The 21,135-nt window shown below is 59.9% G+C and carries 24 protein-coding genes; 9 read left to right on the top strand and 15 right to left on the bottom strand.

Annotation, left to right across the window (positions count from 1 at the left end; genetic code table 11):
• Positions 1 to 6 precede the first annotated feature (6 nt).
• Both msub_RS09915 and msub_RS09910 read right to left on the bottom strand, forming a co-directional pair.
• Complete coding sequence (locus msub_RS09915) at positions 7 to 1,440, bottom strand: sodium-dependent transporter (RefSeq protein ID WP_048495867.1); 1,434 nt, start codon at positions 1,438 to 1,440, stop codon at positions 7 to 9.
• A gap of 91 nt (positions 1,441 to 1,531) precedes the next feature.
• Positions 1,532 to 2,653, bottom strand: coding sequence for a Glu/Leu/Phe/Val family dehydrogenase (locus msub_RS09910; RefSeq protein WP_048497051.1), 1,122 nt, complete (start codon positions 2,651 to 2,653; stop codon positions 1,532 to 1,534).
• A 312-nt stretch (positions 2,654 to 2,965) separates the two neighbouring features.
• On the opposite strand from msub_RS09910, the gene msub_RS09905 reads away from it, so the two are divergent.
• Entirely contained in the window at positions 2,966 to 3,706 is a 741-nt protein-coding gene (locus msub_RS09905; RefSeq protein WP_048495866.1) for an AzlC family ABC transporter permease, read from the top strand.
• On the top strand, positions 3,696 to 4,007 hold the full coding sequence (locus msub_RS09900; RefSeq protein WP_048495865.1) for an AzlD family protein: 312 nt from the start codon (positions 3,696 to 3,698) through the stop codon (positions 4,005 to 4,007). The genes msub_RS09905 and msub_RS09900 overlap by 11 nt, the downstream gene beginning before the upstream one ends.
• 18 nt (positions 4,008 to 4,025) lie before the next feature.
• On the opposite strand, the gene msub_RS09895 is transcribed toward msub_RS09900, so the two are convergent.
• Positions 4,026 to 4,823, bottom strand: coding sequence for a DUF3750 domain-containing protein (locus msub_RS09895; RefSeq protein WP_048495864.1), 798 nt, complete (start codon positions 4,821 to 4,823; stop codon positions 4,026 to 4,028).
• Positions 4,824 to 5,017: 194 nt separating this feature from the next.
• Between msub_RS09895 and msub_RS09890 the strand changes: the two genes are divergently transcribed.
• Positions 5,018 to 5,233: a dodecin gene (locus msub_RS09890; RefSeq protein ID WP_048495863.1), complete on the top strand. Its 216-nt coding sequence runs from the start codon at positions 5,018 to 5,020 to the stop codon at positions 5,231 to 5,233.
• Positions 5,234 to 5,244: 11 nt separating this feature from the next.
• On the opposite strand, the gene msub_RS09885 is transcribed toward msub_RS09890, so the two are convergent.
• Together msub_RS09885 and msub_RS09880 are read right to left on the bottom strand one after the other, a co-directional pair.
• Positions 5,245 to 5,910, bottom strand: a complete 666-nt coding sequence (locus tag msub_RS09885) for a hypothetical protein (protein ID WP_048495862.1) — start codon at positions 5,908 to 5,910, stop codon at positions 5,245 to 5,247.
• Positions 5,911 to 5,957: 47 nt separating this feature from the next.
• Positions 5,958 to 7,124, bottom strand: coding sequence for a GNAT family N-acetyltransferase (locus tag msub_RS09880; RefSeq protein WP_048495861.1), 1,167 nt, complete (start codon positions 7,122 to 7,124; stop codon positions 5,958 to 5,960).
• A 173-nt stretch (positions 7,125 to 7,297) separates the two neighbouring features.
• On the opposite strand from msub_RS09880, the gene msub_RS09875 reads away from it, so the two are divergent.
• Positions 7,298 to 7,984 carry a response regulator transcription factor gene (locus msub_RS09875; RefSeq protein WP_048495860.1) on the top strand — a complete coding sequence of 229 codons (687 nt, stop codon included), beginning with the start codon at positions 7,298 to 7,300 and terminating at the stop codon, positions 7,982 to 7,984.
• Positions 7,981 to 9,300, top strand: coding sequence for a sensor histidine kinase (locus tag msub_RS09870; RefSeq protein WP_048495859.1), 1,320 nt, complete (start codon positions 7,981 to 7,983; stop codon positions 9,298 to 9,300). The genes msub_RS09875 and msub_RS09870 overlap by 4 nt, the downstream gene beginning before the upstream one ends.
• Here the strand turns inward: msub_RS09870 and msub_RS09865 are convergent.
• Positions 9,259 to 9,477: a hypothetical protein gene (locus msub_RS09865; RefSeq protein WP_048495858.1), complete on the bottom strand. Its 219-nt coding sequence runs from the start codon at positions 9,475 to 9,477 to the stop codon at positions 9,259 to 9,261. The two genes, msub_RS09870 and msub_RS09865, sit on opposite strands and share 42 nt — an antisense overlap.
• Before the next feature lie 12 nt (positions 9,478 to 9,489).
• Here msub_RS09865 and msub_RS09860 point away from each other — a divergent pair, with 12 nt between their 5' ends.
• The 4 genes from msub_RS09860 to msub_RS09845 all read left to right on the top strand — a co-directional run bounded on the left by msub_RS09860 (position 9,490) and on the right by msub_RS09845 (position 12,440).
• The gene (locus msub_RS09860) at positions 9,490 to 10,095 is read left to right on the top strand and encodes an IMPACT family protein (protein WP_048495857.1); all 606 of its coding nucleotides are present in this window, start codon (positions 9,490 to 9,492) and stop codon (positions 10,093 to 10,095) included.
• Positions 10,096 to 10,173: 78 nt separating this feature from the next.
• Positions 10,174 to 10,707, top strand: a complete 534-nt coding sequence (locus msub_RS09855) for a DUF4136 domain-containing protein (RefSeq protein ID WP_048495856.1) — start codon at positions 10,174 to 10,176, stop codon at positions 10,705 to 10,707.
• Positions 10,708 to 10,743: 36 nt separating this feature from the next.
• Complete coding sequence (locus tag msub_RS09850; protein WP_048495855.1) at positions 10,744 to 11,100, top strand: translation initiation factor Sui1; 357 nt, start codon at positions 10,744 to 10,746, stop codon at positions 11,098 to 11,100.
• An 86-nt stretch (positions 11,101 to 11,186) separates the two neighbouring features.
• A complete protein-coding gene (locus msub_RS09845; RefSeq protein WP_048495854.1) occupies positions 11,187 to 12,440 on the top strand; it encodes a D-amino acid dehydrogenase in 1,254 nt (417 codons plus the stop codon).
• Positions 12,441 to 12,524: 84 nt separating this feature from the next.
• Here the strand turns inward: msub_RS09845 and msub_RS09840 are convergent, their stop codons facing one another.
• The 9 genes from msub_RS09840 to msub_RS21795 form a co-directional block, all read right to left on the bottom strand.
• Positions 12,525 to 14,168: a fatty acid--CoA ligase gene (locus msub_RS09840; protein ID WP_048495853.1), complete on the bottom strand. Its 1,644-nt coding sequence runs from the start codon at positions 14,166 to 14,168 to the stop codon at positions 12,525 to 12,527.
• Positions 14,169 to 14,335: 167 nt separating this feature from the next.
• A complete protein-coding gene (ppnP, locus tag msub_RS09835; protein WP_048495852.1) occupies positions 14,336 to 14,617 on the bottom strand; it encodes a pyrimidine/purine nucleoside phosphorylase in 282 nt (93 codons plus the stop codon).
• Positions 14,618 to 14,724: 107 nt separating this feature from the next.
• Entirely contained in the window at positions 14,725 to 15,057 is a 333-nt protein-coding gene (locus msub_RS09830; RefSeq protein WP_048495851.1) for a Na+/H+ antiporter subunit G, read from the bottom strand.
• Between the two features lie 39 nt (positions 15,058 to 15,096).
• A complete protein-coding gene (locus msub_RS09825; protein WP_048495850.1) occupies positions 15,097 to 15,366 on the bottom strand; it encodes a K+/H+ antiporter subunit F in 270 nt (89 codons plus the stop codon).
• Positions 15,363 to 15,851, bottom strand: coding sequence for a Na+/H+ antiporter subunit E (locus tag msub_RS09820; protein ID WP_048495849.1), 489 nt, complete (start codon positions 15,849 to 15,851; stop codon positions 15,363 to 15,365). The genes msub_RS09825 and msub_RS09820 overlap by 4 nt, the downstream gene beginning before the upstream one ends.
• Entirely contained in the window at positions 15,851 to 17,368 is a 1,518-nt protein-coding gene (locus tag msub_RS09815) for a monovalent cation/H+ antiporter subunit D (protein ID WP_048495848.1), read from the bottom strand. Before msub_RS09815 ends, msub_RS09820 begins: the two co-directional genes overlap by 1 nt.
• Positions 17,365 to 17,733, bottom strand: a complete 369-nt coding sequence (locus tag msub_RS09810) for a Na+/H+ antiporter subunit C (RefSeq protein ID WP_048495847.1) — start codon at positions 17,731 to 17,733, stop codon at positions 17,365 to 17,367. The genes msub_RS09815 and msub_RS09810 overlap by 4 nt, the downstream gene beginning before the upstream one ends.
• Positions 17,733 to 20,534: a monovalent cation/H+ antiporter subunit A gene (locus msub_RS09805; RefSeq protein ID WP_048495846.1), complete on the bottom strand. Its 2,802-nt coding sequence runs from the start codon at positions 20,532 to 20,534 to the stop codon at positions 17,733 to 17,735. Before msub_RS09805 ends, msub_RS09810 begins: the two co-directional genes overlap by 1 nt.
• Before the next feature lie 386 nt (positions 20,535 to 20,920).
• Positions 20,921 to 21,085: a hypothetical protein gene (locus msub_RS21795; protein WP_197083811.1), complete on the bottom strand. Its 165-nt coding sequence runs from the start codon at positions 21,083 to 21,085 to the stop codon at positions 20,921 to 20,923.
• Positions 21,086 to 21,135 lie beyond the last annotated feature (50 nt).

The raw sequence follows: 21,135 nt of genomic DNA, 5'->3' as shown, positions 1-21,135 counted from the left end.
CGCGGTTCACATCAGGTTATAGACAAACACCGCCGCCACCGCCACCGGCGTGACAAAACGCAGGGTGCCATGCCACAGGCGGAACGCCCCCGGAGACAGCGCCAGTTCCTTCTCCACGGCCTGGCGGGACATTACCCAACCAGCGAAGATGGCCACCAGCAGACCGCCCAGCGGCAGCAGGATGTTGGCGGTGAAGAAATCCAGCAGATCGAAGATGGTCTTGCCTTCCAGCATCGGTACGAAGCCCAGGGGCGCGAAATCAGCCCACAGATTCAGAGACAGAATAGAGGCGATACCCAACGCCCAGCAGACAAGGCCTGCGCCGATAGTACTGACGGTGCGGTTCATGCCCTTCTGCTCCTCCAGCCATTCGACGATGGGTTCCAGCAGCGAAATCCCGGAGGTCCAGGCGGCAAAAATCAGCAACACGAAGAATAGCGTGCCAAACAGCGATCCCATGGGCATCTGGCCAAAGGCCAGGGGCAGCGTCTGGAAAATCAGGCCCGGGCCGGCGCCGGGTTCCAGGCCATTGGCGAACACGATCGGGAAAATGGCCATGCCCGCGAGCAGTGCAACGCCGGTGTCGATGATGGACACGGTAATGGAAGTTTTGGCAATGGAGATGTTCTTGGGCAGGTAAGAGCCGTATGCCATCATCACCGCCATACCCAGGCTCAGGGTAAAGAAGGCGTGGCCGAGGGCGACCAGAACGCCGGAGGTGGTGAGCTTCGAGAAGTCTGGCTGGAACAGGAAAGCCGCCGCTCGGCTAAAGCCGCCGCTGGTCATGGCGTAACCGACCACGATCAGGAGCAACACGAAGAGTGCCGGCATCAGGATGGTCACTGCCCGTTCAAGGCCTGAGCTGACACCACGGGCGACCACCACCATCACCAGGGCCATGAATACGCTGTGCCACAGCAGCAGGGTCATCGGATCACTGAGCAGCCCCGAGAAGATTGCACCAATGGCGTCGGCGGACTGGCCGGTAAGCTGGCCACTGGCCGCGGTGCCCACGTAGGACACTGCCCAGCCACCGATAACCGAATAGAACGAGAGAATCAGGAAGCCGGCGAGGATGCCCACGGCGCCCATCATTTTCCAGACCGGACGGAGGCCGTCCCGTTCGGTGATCAGGCGCAGGCTGCTGACCGGGCTACGGCCGCCCCGCCGGCCGATCATGACTTCCGCCATCATGATCGGAATGCCGACCACGGCAATACAGATCAGGTACATCAGGACAAAGGCGCCACCGCCGTTTTCTCCCGTGATGTAGGGGAACTTCCAGATATTGCCGAGACCAACCGCGGAACCGGTGGCCGCAAGAATAAAGGCAAGACGTGATGACCAGAGCCCGCGCTTCGCGTTTGAACCTTCAAGCGCGCCCGATGAGCCTTCGAGCGCTCCTGAATGGCTGGCGGAATCTGATGAAGTAACAGACATAACTATCTCCCGGAGTATTTGTTTTTGTATCAGGGTTTAAACGGAAAGCTGCAGTCATCTGCAGCTTCCGGAGGGGGGCGCCGGTGTTGGGTTATCCGGTGCGAGCCAACCGACCGGGTGCCAGACCGGCTCCGGCGGTGTGCTTTTTGAACCGTTCTTCCGCCAGTTCGTTGGCGATCTCCCCGGTCGGGCGACCCGAGCGGTCGGACCGGTTGAAGATTTCGGTCAGGGTGTCGCCGATGGTATCGACGTGGGCGCGAACTGTTTCCGGCGTGGCGCCGGTACGTTCGTAAAACACATCGATGATGCCACCGGCGTTGATGGCGAAATCGGGCGCATAGAGAATGCCCCGGTTCCGCAGCATAGCGTCATGCTCCGGGTGTTCCAGCAGGTTATTGGCCGCGCCGGCCACAATGCGGGCCTGCAGTTGCGGAATGCTGGCGGAGTTCAGTACTGCGCCCATGGCACAGGGGGCGACCACGTCTACTGGCAGGAACAGGATGTTCTCAGCGGTGGCTGGCCTGGCTCCCAGTTGGTTCACCGCGCGCCGCATGTTGTCTTCGTGAATGTCGTACACCCAAAGCTCGGCACCTGCCTCCTTCAGGTGTTTGGCCAGCCGGAAACCGACATTGCCAATGCCCTGGATGGCCACCTTCAGCCCGCTCAGGTTATCCTGGCCCAGTTTGTGTTTTACTGCTGCCTTCAGGCCGATAAAGCTGCCGTAGGCGGTTGCCGGTGATGGGTCGCCGTTGCTGGGGTTGCCGTCGAATCCGGTGCGCGAGGCGATGCCGGCCACGTGGCGGGTGTGCCGGCCCATCACCTTGAGGTCGGGCACGCTGGTGCCCGAGTCTTCCGCTGCAATGTACTGCCCACCGAGACTTTCCAGGTGCCGCCCCATGGCTTCCATCAGGGCTTCGGTTTTCTGTTTGCGCGGGTCGCCAATGATCACCGATTTGCCACCGCCCAGGTCCAGGTTGGCCAGGGCGGATTTGTAGGTCATGCCGCGGGAAAGCCGCAGCACATCGCGCAGGGCTTCTTCGTCCGTGGCATAGGGAAACATCCGGCAGCCGCCCAGGGCAGGGCCGCGGGAGGTGTTATGAATGGCAACAATGGCTTTCAGGCCGGTTTCAGGATCACAGAAAAAAGACAGATGTTCGTGGTTGTCGAACTCGGGATGACAGAATACGTTCGCGGAAGCGTTGCTGCTGGGCATGGTGAAATCCTCCCCCACCGGGCCGGATCTCGGCATGAGCGGGTATCTTGTTCTTGTCGTCCGGCTTGTGGCCGGCGTTCCGATTTCGGTGTCCGTTTTTCCATCGGGGGTTTCCCGCCGGAAGGCGCCCTTTTGGGGCTGGACGAAAATAAAACTAGCGGCGTTTTACGTTAACGTCAACTGCGAGGCGGCCGATTTCTCCTGGCCTTGATGGGTTAATCTTCTAACGGTTTGAGTTTCGGGAAAAACTTTACTGGGGTATGGTGGTTTTTACCTATTCGTTTTGTGGTGGTTACCGCTTAGCTTCCTGACATGCCAGCCAGCGCCTATCCCTATCAGATTCAGCCGCAAAGAGTGCGTGCTGAATTCTTTCGTCTTCTGCCCATCTCGTTGTTTGTGGCGGCGTTTGGTGCTGCCTTTGGCCTGGCGGCTATCCAGAAAGGCCTCCTGCCGCTGGAAGCCATCCTCATGAGTACCACCGTGTTCGCAGGTGCCGCCCAGTTTGCCGCCATCGACATGTGGGGCAGAGAGGTGTCGGTTTTGCCCCTGATGGCCGTGGTGTTCGCCATCAATTCCCGGCACCTGCTGATGGGCGCCTCGCTCCATCCCATGCTGAAGGATATGTCTCCCGGCAGGCGTTATGGCCTTCTGCTGTTGCTGACGGATGCCAACTGGGCCGTCTCAGCCCAGGACTACCAGAATGGTCGCCGCAATCTTGAAGTCATCCTGGGCGGTGGTCTGGCCCTGTGGCTGGCGTGGATTGCAGGCACCTGCCTGGGGGTCTATTTCGGCGGCTTGTTGCAGAATCCCAAAGCGCTCGGACTGGATATGGTCCTCGGCTGTTTCCTGCTGGCCATGGCGTTGGGCGGTAAGAAATCCCCGAGGGTGCTGGTGGCCTGGACTGTCGCAGGGCTGGGTTCGCTGGCGGCATGGAAATGGCTGCCGCCGAATACCCACGTGGTCGTCGGTGCCCTGGCCGGAGGCGCGATCGGTTTCTTCTGGCTTGATCGCAAACCGACCGCCGATAGTGAGGAGGGCGCCCATGACCGTTGAAACCACCACCGCTGGCATCCTGTTTCTGATTCTGGTGATGACGGCTGTAACCCTGGTGACCCGTTTCGGCGGGGTGTTCATCATGTCGTTTGTAAAAATCAATCCACGGATAGAAAGCTTCATCAACACCATGGCCAGCTCGGTGTTGATTGCCATCATCGTTCCGATGGCGGTCGGTGGTGACGCCGGGGCGCTTGCGGCTCTGGCGGTAACCGCAATAACCATGCTGGCTCTGCGCAAGCCGCTGCCAGCCATCGCTGCCGGCATTGCGGCGGCAGCCATCGTGCGTTTTCTGGCGTAAGTTGCCGGTTCCAGTGGATTAAAGTTCCCACCCCGCTCCGGCCGTCTGGTCCGAATCGGAGGGCATTGGATTGGTGTTGCGCAACGCGAGTTCGCCAATGCCGGGAAGTTTGATACCCAGCGCCAGAGGGTTAATACCGAACGAAAGCCCCAGAACATTCAGCTCGACCCCCTCCCTGACACCTGCCAGCAAGCCGAAATAGCCACCGAATGAAACCTGGTAACCGGCCCCACCCGGAACTTCCGCTACGATCTGGTCAACCAGGTAATCCTTGCCGATGGCGTGATTCGGCAACGCGACATCAAGGCCCGGCACTTGCCGGATTACCCATGCCACGAAGGTGTTGCTGTTGGGGCCCGGCCAGGCCTGGTATTCAGTGGGGAAGGGGTAGGAGTCCACGGCTTCGTAGATACGCGGAATCAGTTTCTCTGCCAGGGCTCCACGGATGTCCGCGTAGAGCTCCGGCCTGGCGCCGTACCAGTGCCGGTCCGGTTCGCCCGGGCCGGAATTGACGACATGATTGCGCCAGCCGATAACCTGGTGAACCTGGTAGTGGTCGGCGCCTTTCTCCTTGGTGGCAATCCAGGTGTGTACCGCGAAGTAGCCGCGCCAGCTCCAGGCCCGGGCGCCATAGACCTGCACGATGGCTTCCTGAGCTGTCTCCGGTGGCGGGGCAATCCCCGCACTCTCACGGGTGGCGGTTTGCCAGCTTTCAGCGCCTTGCAGGCTGCCGCTGGTGGCCAGCAGTATTGGCCCCGAGAGCAGGAACAGCAGGCCGCCAAGAACCCAGCCGGTGTATCTGAAGAATCGTTTCATGAACCCTGTCCAGTGTGGCCAGACCACCGAGACTTAGCCATCGCCTGTAAGTTCCGGGGGTGCAGAAGAATTGTACTGAAGGAGTACGATCTCCGGCATCTGTCGGATGAGCACGGAGCGGCGCTGTGGTTTGCCGGAGTGCCGCTTGTCTTCTAGGCTCAGGGGGTACCACTCCCCATTTTCAGGAGGCTTTTATGTCTGACCATCACGTGTACAAAAAAGTTGAGATCGTCGGCTCGTCCGACAAAAGCATTGAAGATGCTATCGAAAACGCACTGCAGGAGTGCGGGAAAAGCGTTCGTAACATGGAATGGTTTGAGGTTACGGAAACCCGTGGCCATATCGTGAACGGCAAGGTGGGCCATTATCAGGTCGCGATGAAGGTCGGCTTCCGTATTGCCGAAAGCTGAGCGTCGCAGGGTCAGTTGCCCCGGATAGCCCGTTGTCGGATGGATGACGCCAGTTGATTCATCAGCTCCCGGGCTTCGCCCTCATGCAGGCTGTGGCATTTATCCTGCAGAACCCGTCGGTCGTGGCTGGAAGAGGCACTGCTGGCGTCCTTGAGAAGGTCCAGGTACTGGCAGGCGGCCAGGTGGGCCTTGATTTCGGCGTCGATCAACCGGGTTACCAGCTCATCCACGGATTCACTGCAGAACGGGCGGTTTCTGTTCAGCAACCCCCGGGCTTCGAGCGCGGCGTTCCGGGATTCCAACCTCAACTCACCGGCGGCCTCCCCGGCCTCTACGGCCCGCAGGAACAGGCCCAGGCGCTCGTAAAGCTGCCACACCTGGGGCCAGATCTGACTGTACGCCTCCATCTCGGTGCGGTACCGGCCTTCCTCGCAGGGCGAAGCGGCGCCGGCATTTCCGGCATCGCCCGGGCGGTTGAACTGAGCTACCCGTATGTCATCCAGCTCTCGCCAGAGGGTGTCGCACTTCTCGCGCAGGCTCGCCGACTGGTCCTGACTGCGGTTTCGTGCGCCGGAAATAAGCCCGAGGCAAATCAGCGACAGCAGCAGGGCCCCCGCGGCCAAAAGCAGCGGCAAATTCACTGATGAGAACAAGTGCCAGAGCGCATCCGTATCCATGGTGTTTGATCCCGTCGAGTTCCTGTCTGGGTCTTTCAGTATAGAAGCTAATCCGGCGGCTGCTGCCGGAAGGGCAAAACTGATTTGGCGTCTTCGAAATAACCGAGCACGTGGTCGGCCTCTTCCCGGGTAAAGTTGTCGATGGCATCGCGGAACCCGGGGTGCAGGATACCATGCCAGGAATGCGTAATGATCGGCTCAAAGCCCCGCACCAGCTTGTGCTCGCCCTGGGCGCCGGCGTCAAAGTGCTGAAGGCCAAGGTCCATGGCCAGCTCGATGCCCTGGTAATAGCAGGTCTCGAAGTGCAGGTGGTTGTATTCATCGAGGCAACCCCAGTAGCGCCCGTACAGGGTGTCCTGGCCGGCCAGGAACAGGGCGCCGGCAATCAGCTCGCCTTCGCGGACCGCCATAACGAGGTGAAGGTGCTCGGGAAGATGTTGCCGCAGCAATTCGAAAAAACGTTTGGTCAGGTACGGGCGCTGCCCCCGTTTAAGATAGGTGGCCTGGTAAAACACATGGAACGCGGTGAGCACCTCGTCCGGAATATCCCGGCCGTGGTATCGGGCAAACGCAATGCCCTGTTCAGCCACCTGGCGGCGTTCCTTCCGGATCGACTTGCGCTTGCGTGAATTGAGCTCGGCCAGAAAATCCTCAAAACTCCGGTAGCCGTGGTTGTGCCAGTGGAACTGGCAGCCCAGGCGGTGCAGTTCCTGGTCATGACGTAGCAGCATCTGGTCTTGCGCGTCCGGGAACAACAGGTGCCAGGAGTGGGCGCCAAGCCGCTCGGTCAGGGTGTCCAGCAGGTCATGGAGCAGCGCTGGTGTCAGTTGTTCGCGCAGGGCCGGCTCCAGCAACAATCTTGGCCCCGTGGAGGGGGTAAAGGGGATGGCGATCAGCAATTTCGGGTAGTAGTCCAGGCCATGGCGCTGGTAGGCATCGGCCCAGGCCCAGTCAAACACATATTCGCCCATGGAATGGCTTTTCAGGAAACCCGGCGCGAGGCCAGCGATTCTGCCGCCCGTCCGGAACACCAGGTGGCACGGAGTCCAGCCGGTATCCGCCGAGGTGCAGCCGGACTCTTCCAGAGCCCGGAAAAACTCGTAACGAAGAAACGGGTTGGTCTCGCCAGCCAGTCGTTGCCAGTCCTGTGGAGGAATAGCGGTGATACTGGTGCAGGTTTCCAGGGTAAGTGCAGACAATCCGGGTGGTGACATGGTCAGGTAAGGCTCCTTGATCTACCCGATACCATACGTCAGAAGTCGGCTTCTGATCACCCCTGATTCATCAGAACCCCGCGTTTGTAAAGGTTCTGCAAACGAATTCCCGTCGAATCAGCCAGTTCCCAGAGGCGTGTTAGACTTCACCCAGCAACGGTTGGAGAGCAGACATGCAGAACAGGGTGTTACTGGTTGAAGATGATGTTGAGTTGCGGGAGCTGCTGGCCCGATACCTCTCCAATCAGGGCTTTACCGTCCGCGAGGCGGCCACTGGCCGAGACGGCCTGGCCCTGGCGTTGGGCCAGCACTGCGATATCGTGGTGCTGGATATCATGTTGCCGGATATCAATGGCCTCGAGGTATTGCGGCAGCTTCGGGCCGAGACTCACCTGCCCGTGGCACTGCTCACGGCCAGGGGGGATGAGACCGATCGCATCGTAGGCTTTGAAGTCGGTGCCGACGACTATATTCCCAAGCCCTGTAACCCCCGGGAGCTGGTGGCTCGTTTGCAGGCTCTGTTACGGCGGGTTGCCTGGGATCAGAAAACCGAGGCCAATGCCAGTCGCACCCACGGAGACCTGCGGGTGGAACCCGGCCACCGCCGTATTTACCAGAACGATGAGGCGCTGGATCTGACCGCCACCGAGTATGAGGTTCTGCAGGTTCTGCTCGCTCACGCCGGCAGTGTGGTGCGAAAAACCGACCTCATGCAATGGGCCCTGGGGCGCAGGCTCGAGGCGTACGACCGCACTCTTGATATGCACATCAGCAACCTTCGCAAAAAACTGGGCAATGACAATCCGCCCCGGATCGAGACGGTTCGCGGGCTTGGCTACAGCTATCGGGTACCCGGATGAAGCAACGTACCATGTTCCCCTTGTTCTGGCGGATATTCCTCTCAATCTGGCTCGCCATGGCTGTGACCGTCGTGGTCAGCAACCTGGCTACCCGAATGTTGCTGGATCGGGAGCGTGAGGCCATAGAGCGACAGGTGGGTCTCAGGGAACTGGCCGAAGAGGCGATAGACATCCGTGAAGCCGGCGACCGGAGCGGCGCCTGGCGCTTTCTGCGCGATGAGGGTGAACGCCTAGAGCTGTACCTGGTTCTCATCGAGCAGGATGAGAAGGACGGCAAGCTGCCTTCGTTTATCCGGGATCGGATGAATTCCGGCTGGTATCCGCAAAAGCCTGCGATCCTCGACGTTGGTGACGGGTACCGTCTGGTAGCCTGGCCCCGGATTCATGGTTCTGGCTGGCTGGATCCGAAGTTCTTCCGCGCCATAGAGCTCGGGCTGGCCTTGATCATGATTTCCCTTGCCTGCTGGTGGATTGCCCGGCTGGTCTCGCGGCCACTTCGACATATGGAAACAACCGCCCGGGCGATTGCGGGGGGCGAGAACACCTTGAGGGTCAGCGGAAGGATTGCCAAACGGCGCGATGAAGTAGGCCAACTGGCAACGGCTTTCAATGCCATGACCGAAAGACTGTGCAACCTGCTGGAGCGCCAGAAGCATCTACTCCGGGATATCTCCCATGATCTGCGCACGCCCCTGGCGCGCCAGCGAGTAGCCATTGAGCTGGCAAGCGAGGCCGGCGCGGATGAGGACCTGATGGCCAGCATTCTGCGCCAGAATGAGCGGATTGAAGCCATGACCGGTCAGATTCTGACTCTGTATCGGGTGACCGAGGCCGGTGGTGACATTGCGCGCGAGCCCCTCAAGCCAGTCAGGGTGATCAACCGGGTGCTTCAGGGAGCGGCGGATTACGCGGAACATCAGGGGGTCGATTGCCGGCTTGTTGCCTCGCCGGACAGTACCGGTACCTCGGTGCTGGGCGATGAGGGGCTGTTACAGCGGGCGATTGACAATGTTCTGCAGAATGCGTTGGACCATACGCCCCCGGGCCGGGCCATCAAGCTTGCGGTGTCGGTCTCGGAGGGGTGGCTCAGCCTTGTTGTTGAGGACCAGGGCCCCGGCGTTCCTGAAGAGCTTCTGCCCCATCTGTTCGAGCCGTTCTTCCGCGCCGACAAATCCCGGGGAGGAGCGGGCTGGGGGCTTGGGCTGGCTATTGCCAGAGACATCGTTTCCGCTCACGATGGCGAGATCACGGCAGCCATTGGTGAGTCCGGCGGTCTAGGCGTTACGGTGCGCCTTCCGGTGTTTATCGCGGGCTGACGGCATCGGCTTTTCGGCGTTTTCGGTGTCGTCGCTCGCCGGCTTCAGTTTGGCCGCATTGGAGAAGTCGATGCCTTCCTGCAGCTCATCCTCGTCAAACCGGATACCGCAGGCTGCTTTCCGGATTCTGGCCGGTTTCGCGGTGCCCGGGCTGGTGTTTTCGTCTTCAGAGGCCATAGGTCGTTGTCCATGAAAAAAGATTACCCCGTACCGGCAGGATACCTCGAGCGGGAAACGGAAGTGAAGAAAAGCCGGTTCATCGCCAGAGTGGCGCCGGTAGGCTCCAGGGATGAAGTGAAAGAGTGGCTGGAGCAGGCTCACAGGGACCATCCGGACGCCCGGCATATCTGCTGGGCCTACCAGATCGGCCGACCGGGTTCGGCGGCCGAGGCGGCGATGAACGATGATGGTGAACCGTCCGGAACGGCGGGCAAGCCAATCCTCAATGTCATCCAGCACAAGGATATGGGCGACGTCCTCGTTATGGTGATCCGCTATTTCGGGGGCATCAAACTGGGTGCCGGCGGTCTGGTACGGGCCTATGCCGGTGCAGCGGAGAGTGTGCTCTCGGCAGTGGGCCGGGTTGTCCAACAGCCGATGGTAGACGCAAGGGTTACCCTGTCTTTCGCCGACGAGCAACCTCTGAGACACTGGTGTGACGTCCATGGCGCGGTGTTGGACTCGATTGATTATGGCAGTGTGGTCCAGGCCAGGCTCTCGGTGCCTGAAAGCCTGGCCGGGGAGTTTGGTGCCTTCTGTGACGCCCAGAAGCTGGATTACCGTTTTGCAACATGATGGATCCAAACCGCGCGGCCACCCGTTAGCAGTGCATGGATTGTTGATATTCACCCTCTGTGGAGGAAGGAAAACATGATGCGTTTCGTAATGTTGTCGATCGTCGCGCTGGCCATGGCCGGTTGCGCCAGCAATGTGGTGACGGATTACAACTCGTCTGTGGTTTTTGGAAACTATTCATCCTGGGCGTTTGCGCCATCGGCCGGTGCGGATTCCTCGCCCTTCGTGTCGCTGGATGGCAGCCGGATCAAGGATGCGATTGCCAGAGAACTGAGCCAGGAGGCGCTGCGGGAGGTTCCTCTGGCCGAAGCCGATTTGCTGGTGAGCTGGCAGATTGTCGAGGAGGACCGGCTTGAGCAGACCGGGGTAGGCCTTGGGTTTGGCTTTGGCAGCGGGAATTTCGGTTGGGCACTTTCCGCACCGCCACCCGTGCGTGAAGTTGAAGAAGGCAAGCTGGTGGTTGAGTTGGCGGATGCCGAGACCAAACAGGTCGTCTGGCGAGCTGCCAGCCGTCGTTATCTGAATGAGGACCAGTCGCCGGAAACCCGACGGGAGCTGATCGATGAAGTTGTCTCGGAGATGTTCAGCAAGTATCCGCCGGGACTTGACTGATCCATTGTGAAACACAGGTAAAGGCACAGAAACAGAATGAAAAAGCGATCCGAGGGAGGACTGGTGTTCTCCACCGAGACGGGGCGGATGTGCCCCGGCTGCCGCAATCCGGTGGCGGAGTGCACCTGCGGTGATTCCCCGGGGCCTGCGGGCGACGGTATTGTGCGGGTCAGCCGGGAAACCAAGGGGCGAAAGGGTAAGGGTGTCACCCTGGTTACCGGCATTCCGCTGGATGAAAAGGCCCTCAAGGCCTACGCCAAGACCCTGAAAGCCAAATGCGGTACCGGCGGCACGGTAAAGGACGGCGTGGTGGAAATCCAGGGCGACCAGCGCGATCTTCTGGTGCCCCTGCTTGAACAGAAAGGCTGGAAAGTCAAACGCGCCGGTGGCTGATGGTCGGGGCGCAATTGCCCTGCCAGCCCGCTACAATAGAGCCTTCGAGTAGCGAATCTCACAGTTGATACTGACCGGAGGCAAGAATGCACATACTGGTTTTGGGTGCGGGTGTTGTTGGCACAACAACGGCCTGGTTTCTGCAGAAGCAGGGGCACCAGGTGACGGTGGTTGACCGACAGAATCAGGCCGGTCTCGAAACCAGCTACGCCAACGGTGGCCAGATTTCCGTGTCCCATGCCGAGCCCTGGGCCAATCCGTCGGCACCACTGAAGGTGCTGAAGTGGCTGACCCGGGCCGATGCCCCGCTGCTGTTCCGGCCAACACTGGATCCTGCCCAGTGGCGCTGGGCGCTGTCTTTCCTGGGCGAGTGCACCTCCGCCAAAGCGGCGCATAATATTCGCCAGATGGTGAATCTGGGCACTTACAGTCGTGGCCAGTTACAGGCGCTTCGCAAGGACGCCGGTATTGAATACGATCACCTCGAGAAGGGCATCCTGCACTTCTACACCAATCCTGCAGAATTTGATGCCGCGCGGGAACCGACCCGGATTATGCAGAGCCTGGGCTGCGATCGGCAAATTATCGATGCCGACCGGGCCATCGAGCTGGAGCCGGCCCTGAAGCCCATCCGGAACCGGATCGCGGGCGCCACCTACACCTCGGAAGACGAATCCGGCGATGCCCGGATGTTTACCCAGAATCTGGCTCAGCGCTGTGTTGAGGCCGGTGTTGCCTTCCGCTATGGCAGCCAGATTCTGAATTTTGAGCGGGCCGGTGAGCGGGTTCTGGGAATCCAGACCCTGACTGATGGCCGCCATGAGACACTGCGGGCAGACGCCTATGTTCTGAGCCTTGGCAGTTACAGCGCTGCGCTGGCCCGGCAGCTTGGCATCTTCCTGAACATCTATCCGGCCAAGGGGTATTCCATAACCGTGCCGGTGAAAAATGAGGAAGCGGCGTTCAACGTCAGCCTCACCGACGACGAATACAAACTGGTGTATTCACGCCTGGGTGACCGGATCCGGGTGGCCGGCACGGCCGAGCTGAGCGGCTACAGCCGGAACCTGAATTACACCCGCTGTCGCAGCATAGTCCGGCGCACTGCCGAAGTGATGCCGGACGCGGGCCACTGGGACCAGGCCGAGTTCTGGACCGGCCTGCGCCCGACGACACCCTCCAACGTGCCGTACATCGGCAAAAGCCACTTTGCCAACCTGTACCTGAATACCGGGCACGGTACGCTGGGCTGGACGCATTCCTGCGGCTCGGCGGCGGCACTGGCGGATATCATCGGGGGGCGAAGGCCGGAGGTGGATTTTGCCTTTTCTGGCCTGTAAGACTGAAAAAGGGGTCAGATGAAAGCGTTCATCTGACCCCGGGTTTGGCCCTCGGCCTCAGAGGCGTCCATCTGACCCCGGGTTCTACTTCAATTGATCCCGAATCAGCTTCTTGTTGATCTTGCCAACGCTGGTCTTCGGAATATCCTCCACGAAATCAATATGTTCGGGGATCGCCCACTTGTTGATCTCGCCGCTGGCCACGAACTGCTCCAGATGGCGCTGAATATCCTCTACATCGGCCTGCTCACCGGGCTTGAGGGTGACCAGCGCGTGGGGGCGTTCACCCCATTTCTCATCGGGCACGCCGACGACGGCTGCACCGGCGACGGCCGGGTGCTGGCTGATCAGGTTTTCCAGGTCGAGGGAAGACAACCATTCACCGCCGGTCTTGATCACATCCTTGATGCGGTCCTTGATGGTTAGGGTGTTATCCGGCTCCATGGAGGCGACATCGCCGGTGTGCAGCCAGCCACCTTGCCAGAGTTCCTCCCCCTTGTCCGGCTGCTTGAAATAGCTCTGGGTGAGCCAGGGCGCCCTTGCCACGACTTCCCCCTTGGCCTCGCCGTCATGTGGCACCGGCTGGCCATCCGGGGCGACAATTTCAAGCTCCACCATGGGCACGGCAATGCCGGTTTTGACCCGTTTGTTGGTCTGCTGCTCCAGCGGCAGCTCCAGATCCTCGGGCTTGAGGTGGGTAACACTCAGCAGTGGGCAGGTCTCTGACATTCCGTAGCCGGTGTACATGCGGATGCCGAGTCTGGCGCCGGCGTCGCACAGGCCTTTGGTCAAGGCGCTGCCGCCGATCAGCACGTGCCAGTTGCTCAGATCGGCCGTCTTGATGGATTCGGTGCCCATCATCATCTGCATGATGGTGGGTACGCAGTGGGAGAAGGTGACCTTGTGCTCCTTGAGCAGATCAACCAGCAGTTCCGGCTCGTAGCGGCCGGGATAGATCTGTTTGATGCCCAGCATGGTCGCGGCGTAGGGCACGCCCCAGGCGTGTACGTGGAACATGGGGGTTACCGGCATATAAACCGACGTGGAACGCAGCAGGGGCATCTCGTCGTACGCCGAGAGCGAGCCGGTCATGGCCAGGGTGTGCAGCACCAGTTGCCGGTGGCTGAAGAACACGCCCTTCGGGTTGCCAGTGGTGCCGGTGGTGTAGAAGGTGGTGGCAACGCTGTTCTCATCAAAATCCGGGAAATCAAACTCGGTGCCGGCCTTCGCAAGCAGTGCTTCGTAATCGCCGGCTACCTTCAGGGTTGTGGATTTTGCGGCTTTCTCATCGGTCAACTGAATGTAGGTTTTAACGGTTTTGATCTCGTCCTTGACGGATTCGAGGATCGGCAGGAAGTCGTCATGCACCAGCACCACGTCGTCTTCCGCATGGTTCATGGTGTACACCACCTGATCCGGCGACAGGCGCACGTTGATGGTGTGCAGTACAGCGCCAATCATGGGTATGGCGAAGAAGCACTCCAGGTAGCGGGGTGTATCCCAGTCCATGACTGCCACCGTGTCGCCGGGTTTCACGCCGGCGTCGGTCAGGGCATTGGCCAGGCGGTGGATACGCTCTACCAGGTCGGTGTAGGTGTACTTGCTGCGATTGGCGTAGACGATCTCCTGGTCCGGATTGTATCGCGGCCCGGAGAGCAGGAGTTGTTTGATCAGCAGGGGGTACTGATGAGCGTTGTCAGCCGGAGCCAGAATGCGGGGCTGTGCCATGACGTGTGTCCTCTTTCCCGGTTGTTGGTCTTATCGTGAGAAACAGCACTAAATCTGACACAGATTGTGGGAAACAGGAACCGGGAAATTGAAAAAAATGCAGAGCGAACCGAGGCTTAGGAAAGGCCGGTTTCGCTCTGTGGACACGCCTGCTGTTCGAATGAGTGTTACTCGTAGGTGCAGAGGTAGGCAGTATCGATATCAGTTTTTGCCTTGAAGCTGGCCTGTCCGGCAACATCAAAGCTCTCACCGGCACCATAGGTCATCCATTCTTCCATGCCGGGCAGCAGCACGGAGAGGGCGCCGCTGATGACAGTCATGGTCTCCTTCTTGCTGGTGCCAAACTCGTATTCGCCCGGGCTGATCACGCCGACGGTGGCCGGCAGGGTCGAGGTCTGGAAGGCAATGGACTTGGCCTTGCCATCAAAATATTCGTTCACATGCAGCATATGCTGTCTCCTGAAAGGGGGTTTGGCGGCCTACTATACGGCAAAATTACGTAAGTCCAATGACAAATTTCGGCGCGCCAGGGAACCGGCCGCGCCGACCGGCTCAGTCATTGTTCCCAGGGCCTGCCCCGGGTTCCGCGAACTGGCTTTACGCCGATATGCATGGCGGCCTTGGCAAGAATATTGGCGCTGACGGGGGCTGTCAGGAACAGAAATACCGTAATCAGTGTTTCCGAAAAACCCAGTTGCTGGTCATGATTGGAGAAATAGATCACCGAGCTCAGCATGATGGCCCCTACGCCCAGCGTCGTGGCTTTGGTGGGGGCATGCAGGCGGGTGTAAAAGTCTGGCAGGCGGAGCAGCCCCAGCGCGCCAATGAGGGTGAAGGCCCCACCCAGCAGGAGCAGGGCGGAAACCAGGTATTCAGAGATTAGGCTCATTTGTCGTGTCCTCCCAGGAATCTTGTTGCCGTGGCCAGGCTATTCAATGACACTTCCCCGCTTCAGGTACTTGCCCATGGCAACTGTTCCCACAAAGCCCATTACAGCGATCAACAGCGCCGCTTCGAGGTATAACCGGGTGCCCAGAACGAGCCCGAGCAGGATGATCAGCGCGATGGCATTGACGTAAAGCGTGTCCAGTGCCAGGACCCGGTCCGGTGCGTCTGGCCCCTTGATCAGACGACAGACGTTCAATACGGCAGCCAGCGTTACCATGCCTATGGTGATGTAGAGCGCGGCGGTCATCATTGGAACATCTCCATCAGTGGTTTCTCGTAACGGTTGTGGATGGCATCGATAACCTCCTGGGCACTGTCGGCATCCAACGTATGGACCAGCAGGGTCTTCTGGTCATCACTGACATCGGCACTGACCGTTCCGGGTGTTAACGAAATTGTGCTGGCCAGAATGGTGATTGCCAGCGGGTGCTCCAGGCTCAGGGGGTAGGCGACGAACACTGGCCGTGGCGGTCGTGGGCTGAGAATCAGCCGGGCGACAGAGAAGCTTGCCACGATAATATCCTGGACCAGCCGGAGCAGATAAGCCGGCACCCGCCAGGCTTTGACGAACACCGGCCGCTCGGGCCAGAACCCCGAGGTGATCTGGGGAATCAGCCACGCCAGAACCAGGCCCATGACAACACTGGCACCGGACACCCCGTTGCTCAGGAACTGCCAGGTAGTGAACAGGAGCACGCTGAGCCAGGGTTGCGGAAAAGTCAGTCGATCAAGCATCAGTTACCCTCCGCGACCATGGGAATCTGCAGTATGGCGGTATACGCCGCCGTGTTGTGAAGCTGCGCCGCCGTGGCATCAGTGTAGCGGGTGATCGGTCCGGCCAGCACCACAAGGGTCACGGTCAGTGCAATCAGGGCCCCAGCCGACGCCGACACGCGCCCGTTCAGCCGCGCAGGACGTTCGAGGTGACCATCCACCGTGCGCCAGAACACGATGCTGCCCGCCCGGCTGTACGCGATGACGGTCAGGAAACTGCCAATCAGCAGGACGGACCAGAGCCACCCCATTTCGGCGCCGGACTGTACTGATTGCAGGATCAGAATCTTGCCGAAGAAGCCGCTCAGCGGTGGAATCCCTGCGGCGGCCACTGCGCCAACCAGAAACAGTACGCTCAGGAAGGTGCGGTTGCGCATTTTCGGGGCCGTGATAATCCGGTCAGCGGCGCTCCCGCGCTGGCTGGACACCAGATCTGAGACCAGAAACAGGCCACCCACGGTAAAGGTTGTGCTCAACAGGTAGAACAGGGCTGCCGAGAGCCCGGCTTCAGACCCGAGAGCGACCGGTGCCAGCAGGGTGCCTACGGAAATGATGACCTGCCACGCCACCAGGTTTTTCAGGCTGCCGGCGCCGAGGGCGCCAATCACGCCCATGGCCAGAGTGATCAGGGCCAGCGGGAACAGCCAGTCCATGCCCAGGTTGGCGAGGGGGCCAGCATTATCGCCGAAAACCAGCAGGTACACCCTGAGGATGGCGTAGGTGCCAACCTTGGTCATAACGGCAAACAGTGCGGCAACCGGCGCCGTTGCCTTGGCGTAGGCTTTTGGCAACCAGAAACACAATGGCAGGATGGCGGCTTTCAGCCCGAACACCACCAACAGCATCAGGCCGCCGGCCCGCACAATCTCCAGATCGGCCCCAGACAGCCCCCGCACCGCCAGCGCGAGATCCGCCATGTTGAGCGTGCCCGTGACGCTGTAGATCATGCCCACGCTGATCAGGAAGATGGCCGAACCGACCAGGTTCAGCACAACATAATGTAGGCCCGGGACGGTTCTGGCGGTGCCACCGCCATGCATCAGCAGACCGTAGGACGCGATCAGAAGCACTTCAAACGCGACGAACAGGTTGAACAGGTCGCCGGTAAGAAAGGCAATGTTCAGGCCCATCAACTGGAACAGGAACAGCCCGTGAAACTGCCGGTTGCCCTCATCGGCTCCGCCGACCGCGTAGATATGGCTGAGCAGGCCGAGAACCGCAGTAACCACCAGCATCAGGGCCGCAAGCCGGTCCAGTACCAGAACGATGCCGAACGGCGGTTGCCAGTTCCCGAACGCGTAAATCCGGTAGCTGCCGTCATTTGCCAGTATCAGCAGCACAATCGCGGAAACCAGGATCAGGACCGTGGTCGCCAGGGCCAGCGTTCGGCGCAGGCTGATCGGCGCATAGCCCATAAAGGCCTGAACAATGGCACCCAGCAGGGGGATCAGGATTGGTGCAAGAAGCCAGTCGTTCATTGGCCGTTCGCCTCCGTCTCGTCTATCTCTCGGAGCGGAGGCTCGTCACGGCGGCCGTCAACGTGATCGTCGTCGTGGTCGGCCAGGCTGCGCAAAGACAGCACGACAACAAAAGCCGTCATGGCGAAACCGATCACTATGGCGGTCAGCACGAGGGCCTGGGGCAGCGGGTCGGTATAGTGTTCAGCGCTGCCAATGATAGGCTGCTGGCCGGTGACCAGGCGGCCGGTTGAAAACAGGAACAGGTTGACGCCATAGGAGAGCAGGGTCAGGCCGACTACCACCGGGAAGGTTCTGGCGCGCAGCAGCAGATACACACCCGTTGCGGTCAGGGTGCCGATTACCAGTGCAAACATCAGCTCCATTACACGGGCTCCTTTTTGCTCTTGATGGCGGAGTGGGGCGACAGCCGGCCGATACTGACCAGTGCGAGCAGGGTGGCGCCAATCACCGTCAGATAAACGCCCAGATCAAACACCATGGCGGAGGCAACCTCGAACTCGCCCACCACGGGCCAGGTTATATGGCCGAACGTGGACGTGAGAAACGGATACCCGAAGACCAGACTGCCCGCCCCACACACGGTGGCAAACAGCAGGCCCAGACCTATCACGTTATGGTAGCGGAAGGAGATCCGCTCTTCGGTCCAGACCATGCCACTGGCGATATACTGGAGAATCAGTGCCACCGAGGTGATCAGGCCGGCAATAAAACCGCCGCCGGGCATGTTGTGTCCCCGCAGGAATATGTACACAGACACCATCAAGGCCAGAGGCAACATGGGCCGTGCGATCTGCGCCAGCATCATCGGGTGGGCGTCCCGGGTCCATGGATGGCCCTGGCCGTCTCCGGAGGGTGGCGTAAGTGCGGTGTTCTTGAGCATGGCGTAGATCCCGAGGGCAGCAATGGCCAGAACGCTAATCTCGCCGAGGGTATCGAAGCCCCGGAAGTCCACCAGAATGACGTTTACCACATTGGTTCCGCCACCGTGCGGTTTGCTGTGCTCCAGGAAAAACGAGGAGATTGAACTGAAGGGCCGGGTCAGCATGGCCAGCGTCACCAGTGTCATGCCGATGCCTGCCGTGAGGGCAATGGCGATGTCACGAATACGCCTGGGCGTTGTGGTTTCCAGAGGGGTCCAGGACGGCATGTAATAGAGTGCCAGCATCAGTAACACAATGGTGACGACTTCCACCGACAGTTGGGTCATGGCCAGGTCAGGAGCGGAAAACCGGGCAAAGCCCAGCGATACCACGAGACCCACCACACTCAGCATGACCAGGGCAAAGAACCGTTCCCGGTGCATCACCGCCGTGATGATGGCAGACACGATCAGTGTGCCGGCGGCAATGGCTGTGGGCCAGTCCACCGGGGTCAGACCGGATGCCCCGATATACAGGCCCAGATTGGTGAGAGGCAGGAAGGCCATGGCAATTACGGCAACTACCAGCAACATGGCATAACGCTGCAGGGAGCCGCTTTCAATCTTGCCGGTGAACCGGTTGGCCAGGTTCACACACCGGGCGACAACCGCCTCGAACACGGCTTTCTCGTCAATCTCCCGGAAACGGGCATGGAAATCGAAGAAGCGCTGGCGCTGGCTGTACATCAGCAAACCGCCAAAGAACGCAATAAGGCTCATCATCAGCGGCAGGTTGAAGCCATGGAAGACGGCAAGCTCATAGTCGGGCACGGCCTCGCCCAGGGTTGCAGACGCGGCGGCGTAGATCAGCGGGCCAACAGAGATCGTCGGGAAGACGCCCACCATGATGCAGGCAAACACCAGTATCTCGACCGGGATCTTCATGTATCTGGGGGGCTCGTGGGGTGGATAGATTGGCAGGTCCACGGGCTTGCCGTTAAAGAAAACGTCGTGAACAAAGCGGGCTGAGTAGGCCACGGCAAAAATACCGGCCAGTATGGCCACAATTGGCGGCAGCCATCCCCACAACCCAGGAAGATTCAGCGCCAGGGACTCGGCGAAGAACATTTCCTTGCTGAGGAAGCCGTTGAGCAGAGGGACACCCGCCATGGAGGAGGCCGCGACCATGGCCAGAGTTGCGGTGTGGGGCATATAACGCCAAAGGCCATTGATTCTGCGCATGTCGCGGGTGCCGGTTTCGTGGTCGACGATGCCCGCAGCCATGAACAGCGAGGCCTTGAAGGTCGCGTGGTTGATCACATGGAACAGGGCTGCGATCGCTGCCAGCTTGGTGCCCATGCCGAACAGCAGGGTAATGAGGCCCAGATTGCTGACCGTGGAATATGCCAGAAGCCCCTTCAGATCATGCTTTAACATGGCCACATAAGCGCCCAGAAGCAAGGTGGCCATGCCGGTAAAGCTCACCATGTAGAACCACATCTCGGTGCCCGCCAGCGCTGGGTACAGGCGCGCCAGCAGAAACACGCCGGCCTTGACCATGGTGGCTGAATGCAGATAGGCCGATATAGGTGTGGGCGCTTCCATGGCGTGTGGCAGCCAGAAGTGAAAGGGGAACTGGGCAGACTTGGTAAAGGCTCCGAGCAGAACCAGGGTCAGCGCTACCGGGTACATGGCGTGGGCTTTTATCTGATCGCCAGCGGCCAACACGGCGTCCAGCTCAAAGCTGCCGACGATATTGCCAATGATGAGAATCCCGGCCAGCAGGGCCAGTCCGCCCCCACCGGTAACCGCCAGTGCCATGCGTGCACCGCGGCGGGCCCCCTGTTTATGGGTCCAGAAACTGATCAGAAGGAAGGAGGTAAGGCTGGTCAATTCCCAGAAAATCATCATCAGCAGCAGATTGCTGGCCATGACAATGCCAAGCATCGACCCCATGAAACAGAGTAGCAGGGCATAGAACTTGCCGACATTCTCGTGTGATTTGAGATAGTAGCGGGAGTACAGGATGACCAGCAGCCCGATGAGCAGGATCAGCAGGGCAAACAGCAGGGACAGCCCGTCCAGCCTGAAGCTGAAAGACAGGCCCAGAGTCGGCAGCCACTCGTAGCTCTGCACTACCACATCGCCATTGGCGAGGGTCTCCCAGAAGGGGAAAAGGACTGCCAGGGCAATCAGGGCAGGAACCGACGAGGCTATGGCTATTGCTGTTCGTCCGCCCAGGGCGAACAGGGGAGCAGCGAGAGCGCCCAAAAAGGGCAGGAAAACAACCAGCGGTAGCGACATCGCAACCTCATTATTGGTTTTCTTTTACGTGAGTATCGAAGGCATGTACGCCTGAGTCTAGTCGCCGGCCGGCGAGCCTGCATAACGCGCAAGGGAGCCGATACGACCGGCGGGGCAGAGTGGATCAGCAGGAAACTGGAGGGTCCGGGAAATAAGGGAGACTTCCCCTGTGCCGCGCGATGTCAGCGGTAATGGGTGGGCGAATAATGCTGTTGCAGCCGAAGGACCTTGCGGTCATGGTTGCTCCGTCAGTAAAACTTGATACCCGATGATACGTGGCCCGCCCGGAAGGTCAAGTCAACTTGTTATTTATCAAGTTCGCTGGCTGTTTAAAACTGCCAGGGATTGACAAAGATTGGCAATCGGTGGCGGTTTGGGTCATGTGGCTAGCGCACCGACCTCAGGGCGTTGGAAATAGCCTCAGCCTCCGCCTCAAGTACCTGGCAACGAAAGCTGTTGCCCTGCTGAAGAGCGTGTTCGATCTGCTTGCGTTTCATGTCATAGAGCCGGCTGAGAATGTCTGCCTGGCTTTGTCGCATCGGCGCGTTCATGGTGGATCTCCCCATAGTGACACCTGTCGGTATTCTTTACATTACCGGCC

The sequence above is a fragment of the Marinobacter subterrani genome, from assembly GCF_001045555.1.
In the GTDB taxonomy this organism is placed as follows: Bacteria; Pseudomonadota; Gammaproteobacteria; order Pseudomonadales; family Oleiphilaceae; genus Marinobacter; species Marinobacter subterrani.
This window is presented reverse-complemented; position numbering and strand designations above follow the sequence as displayed.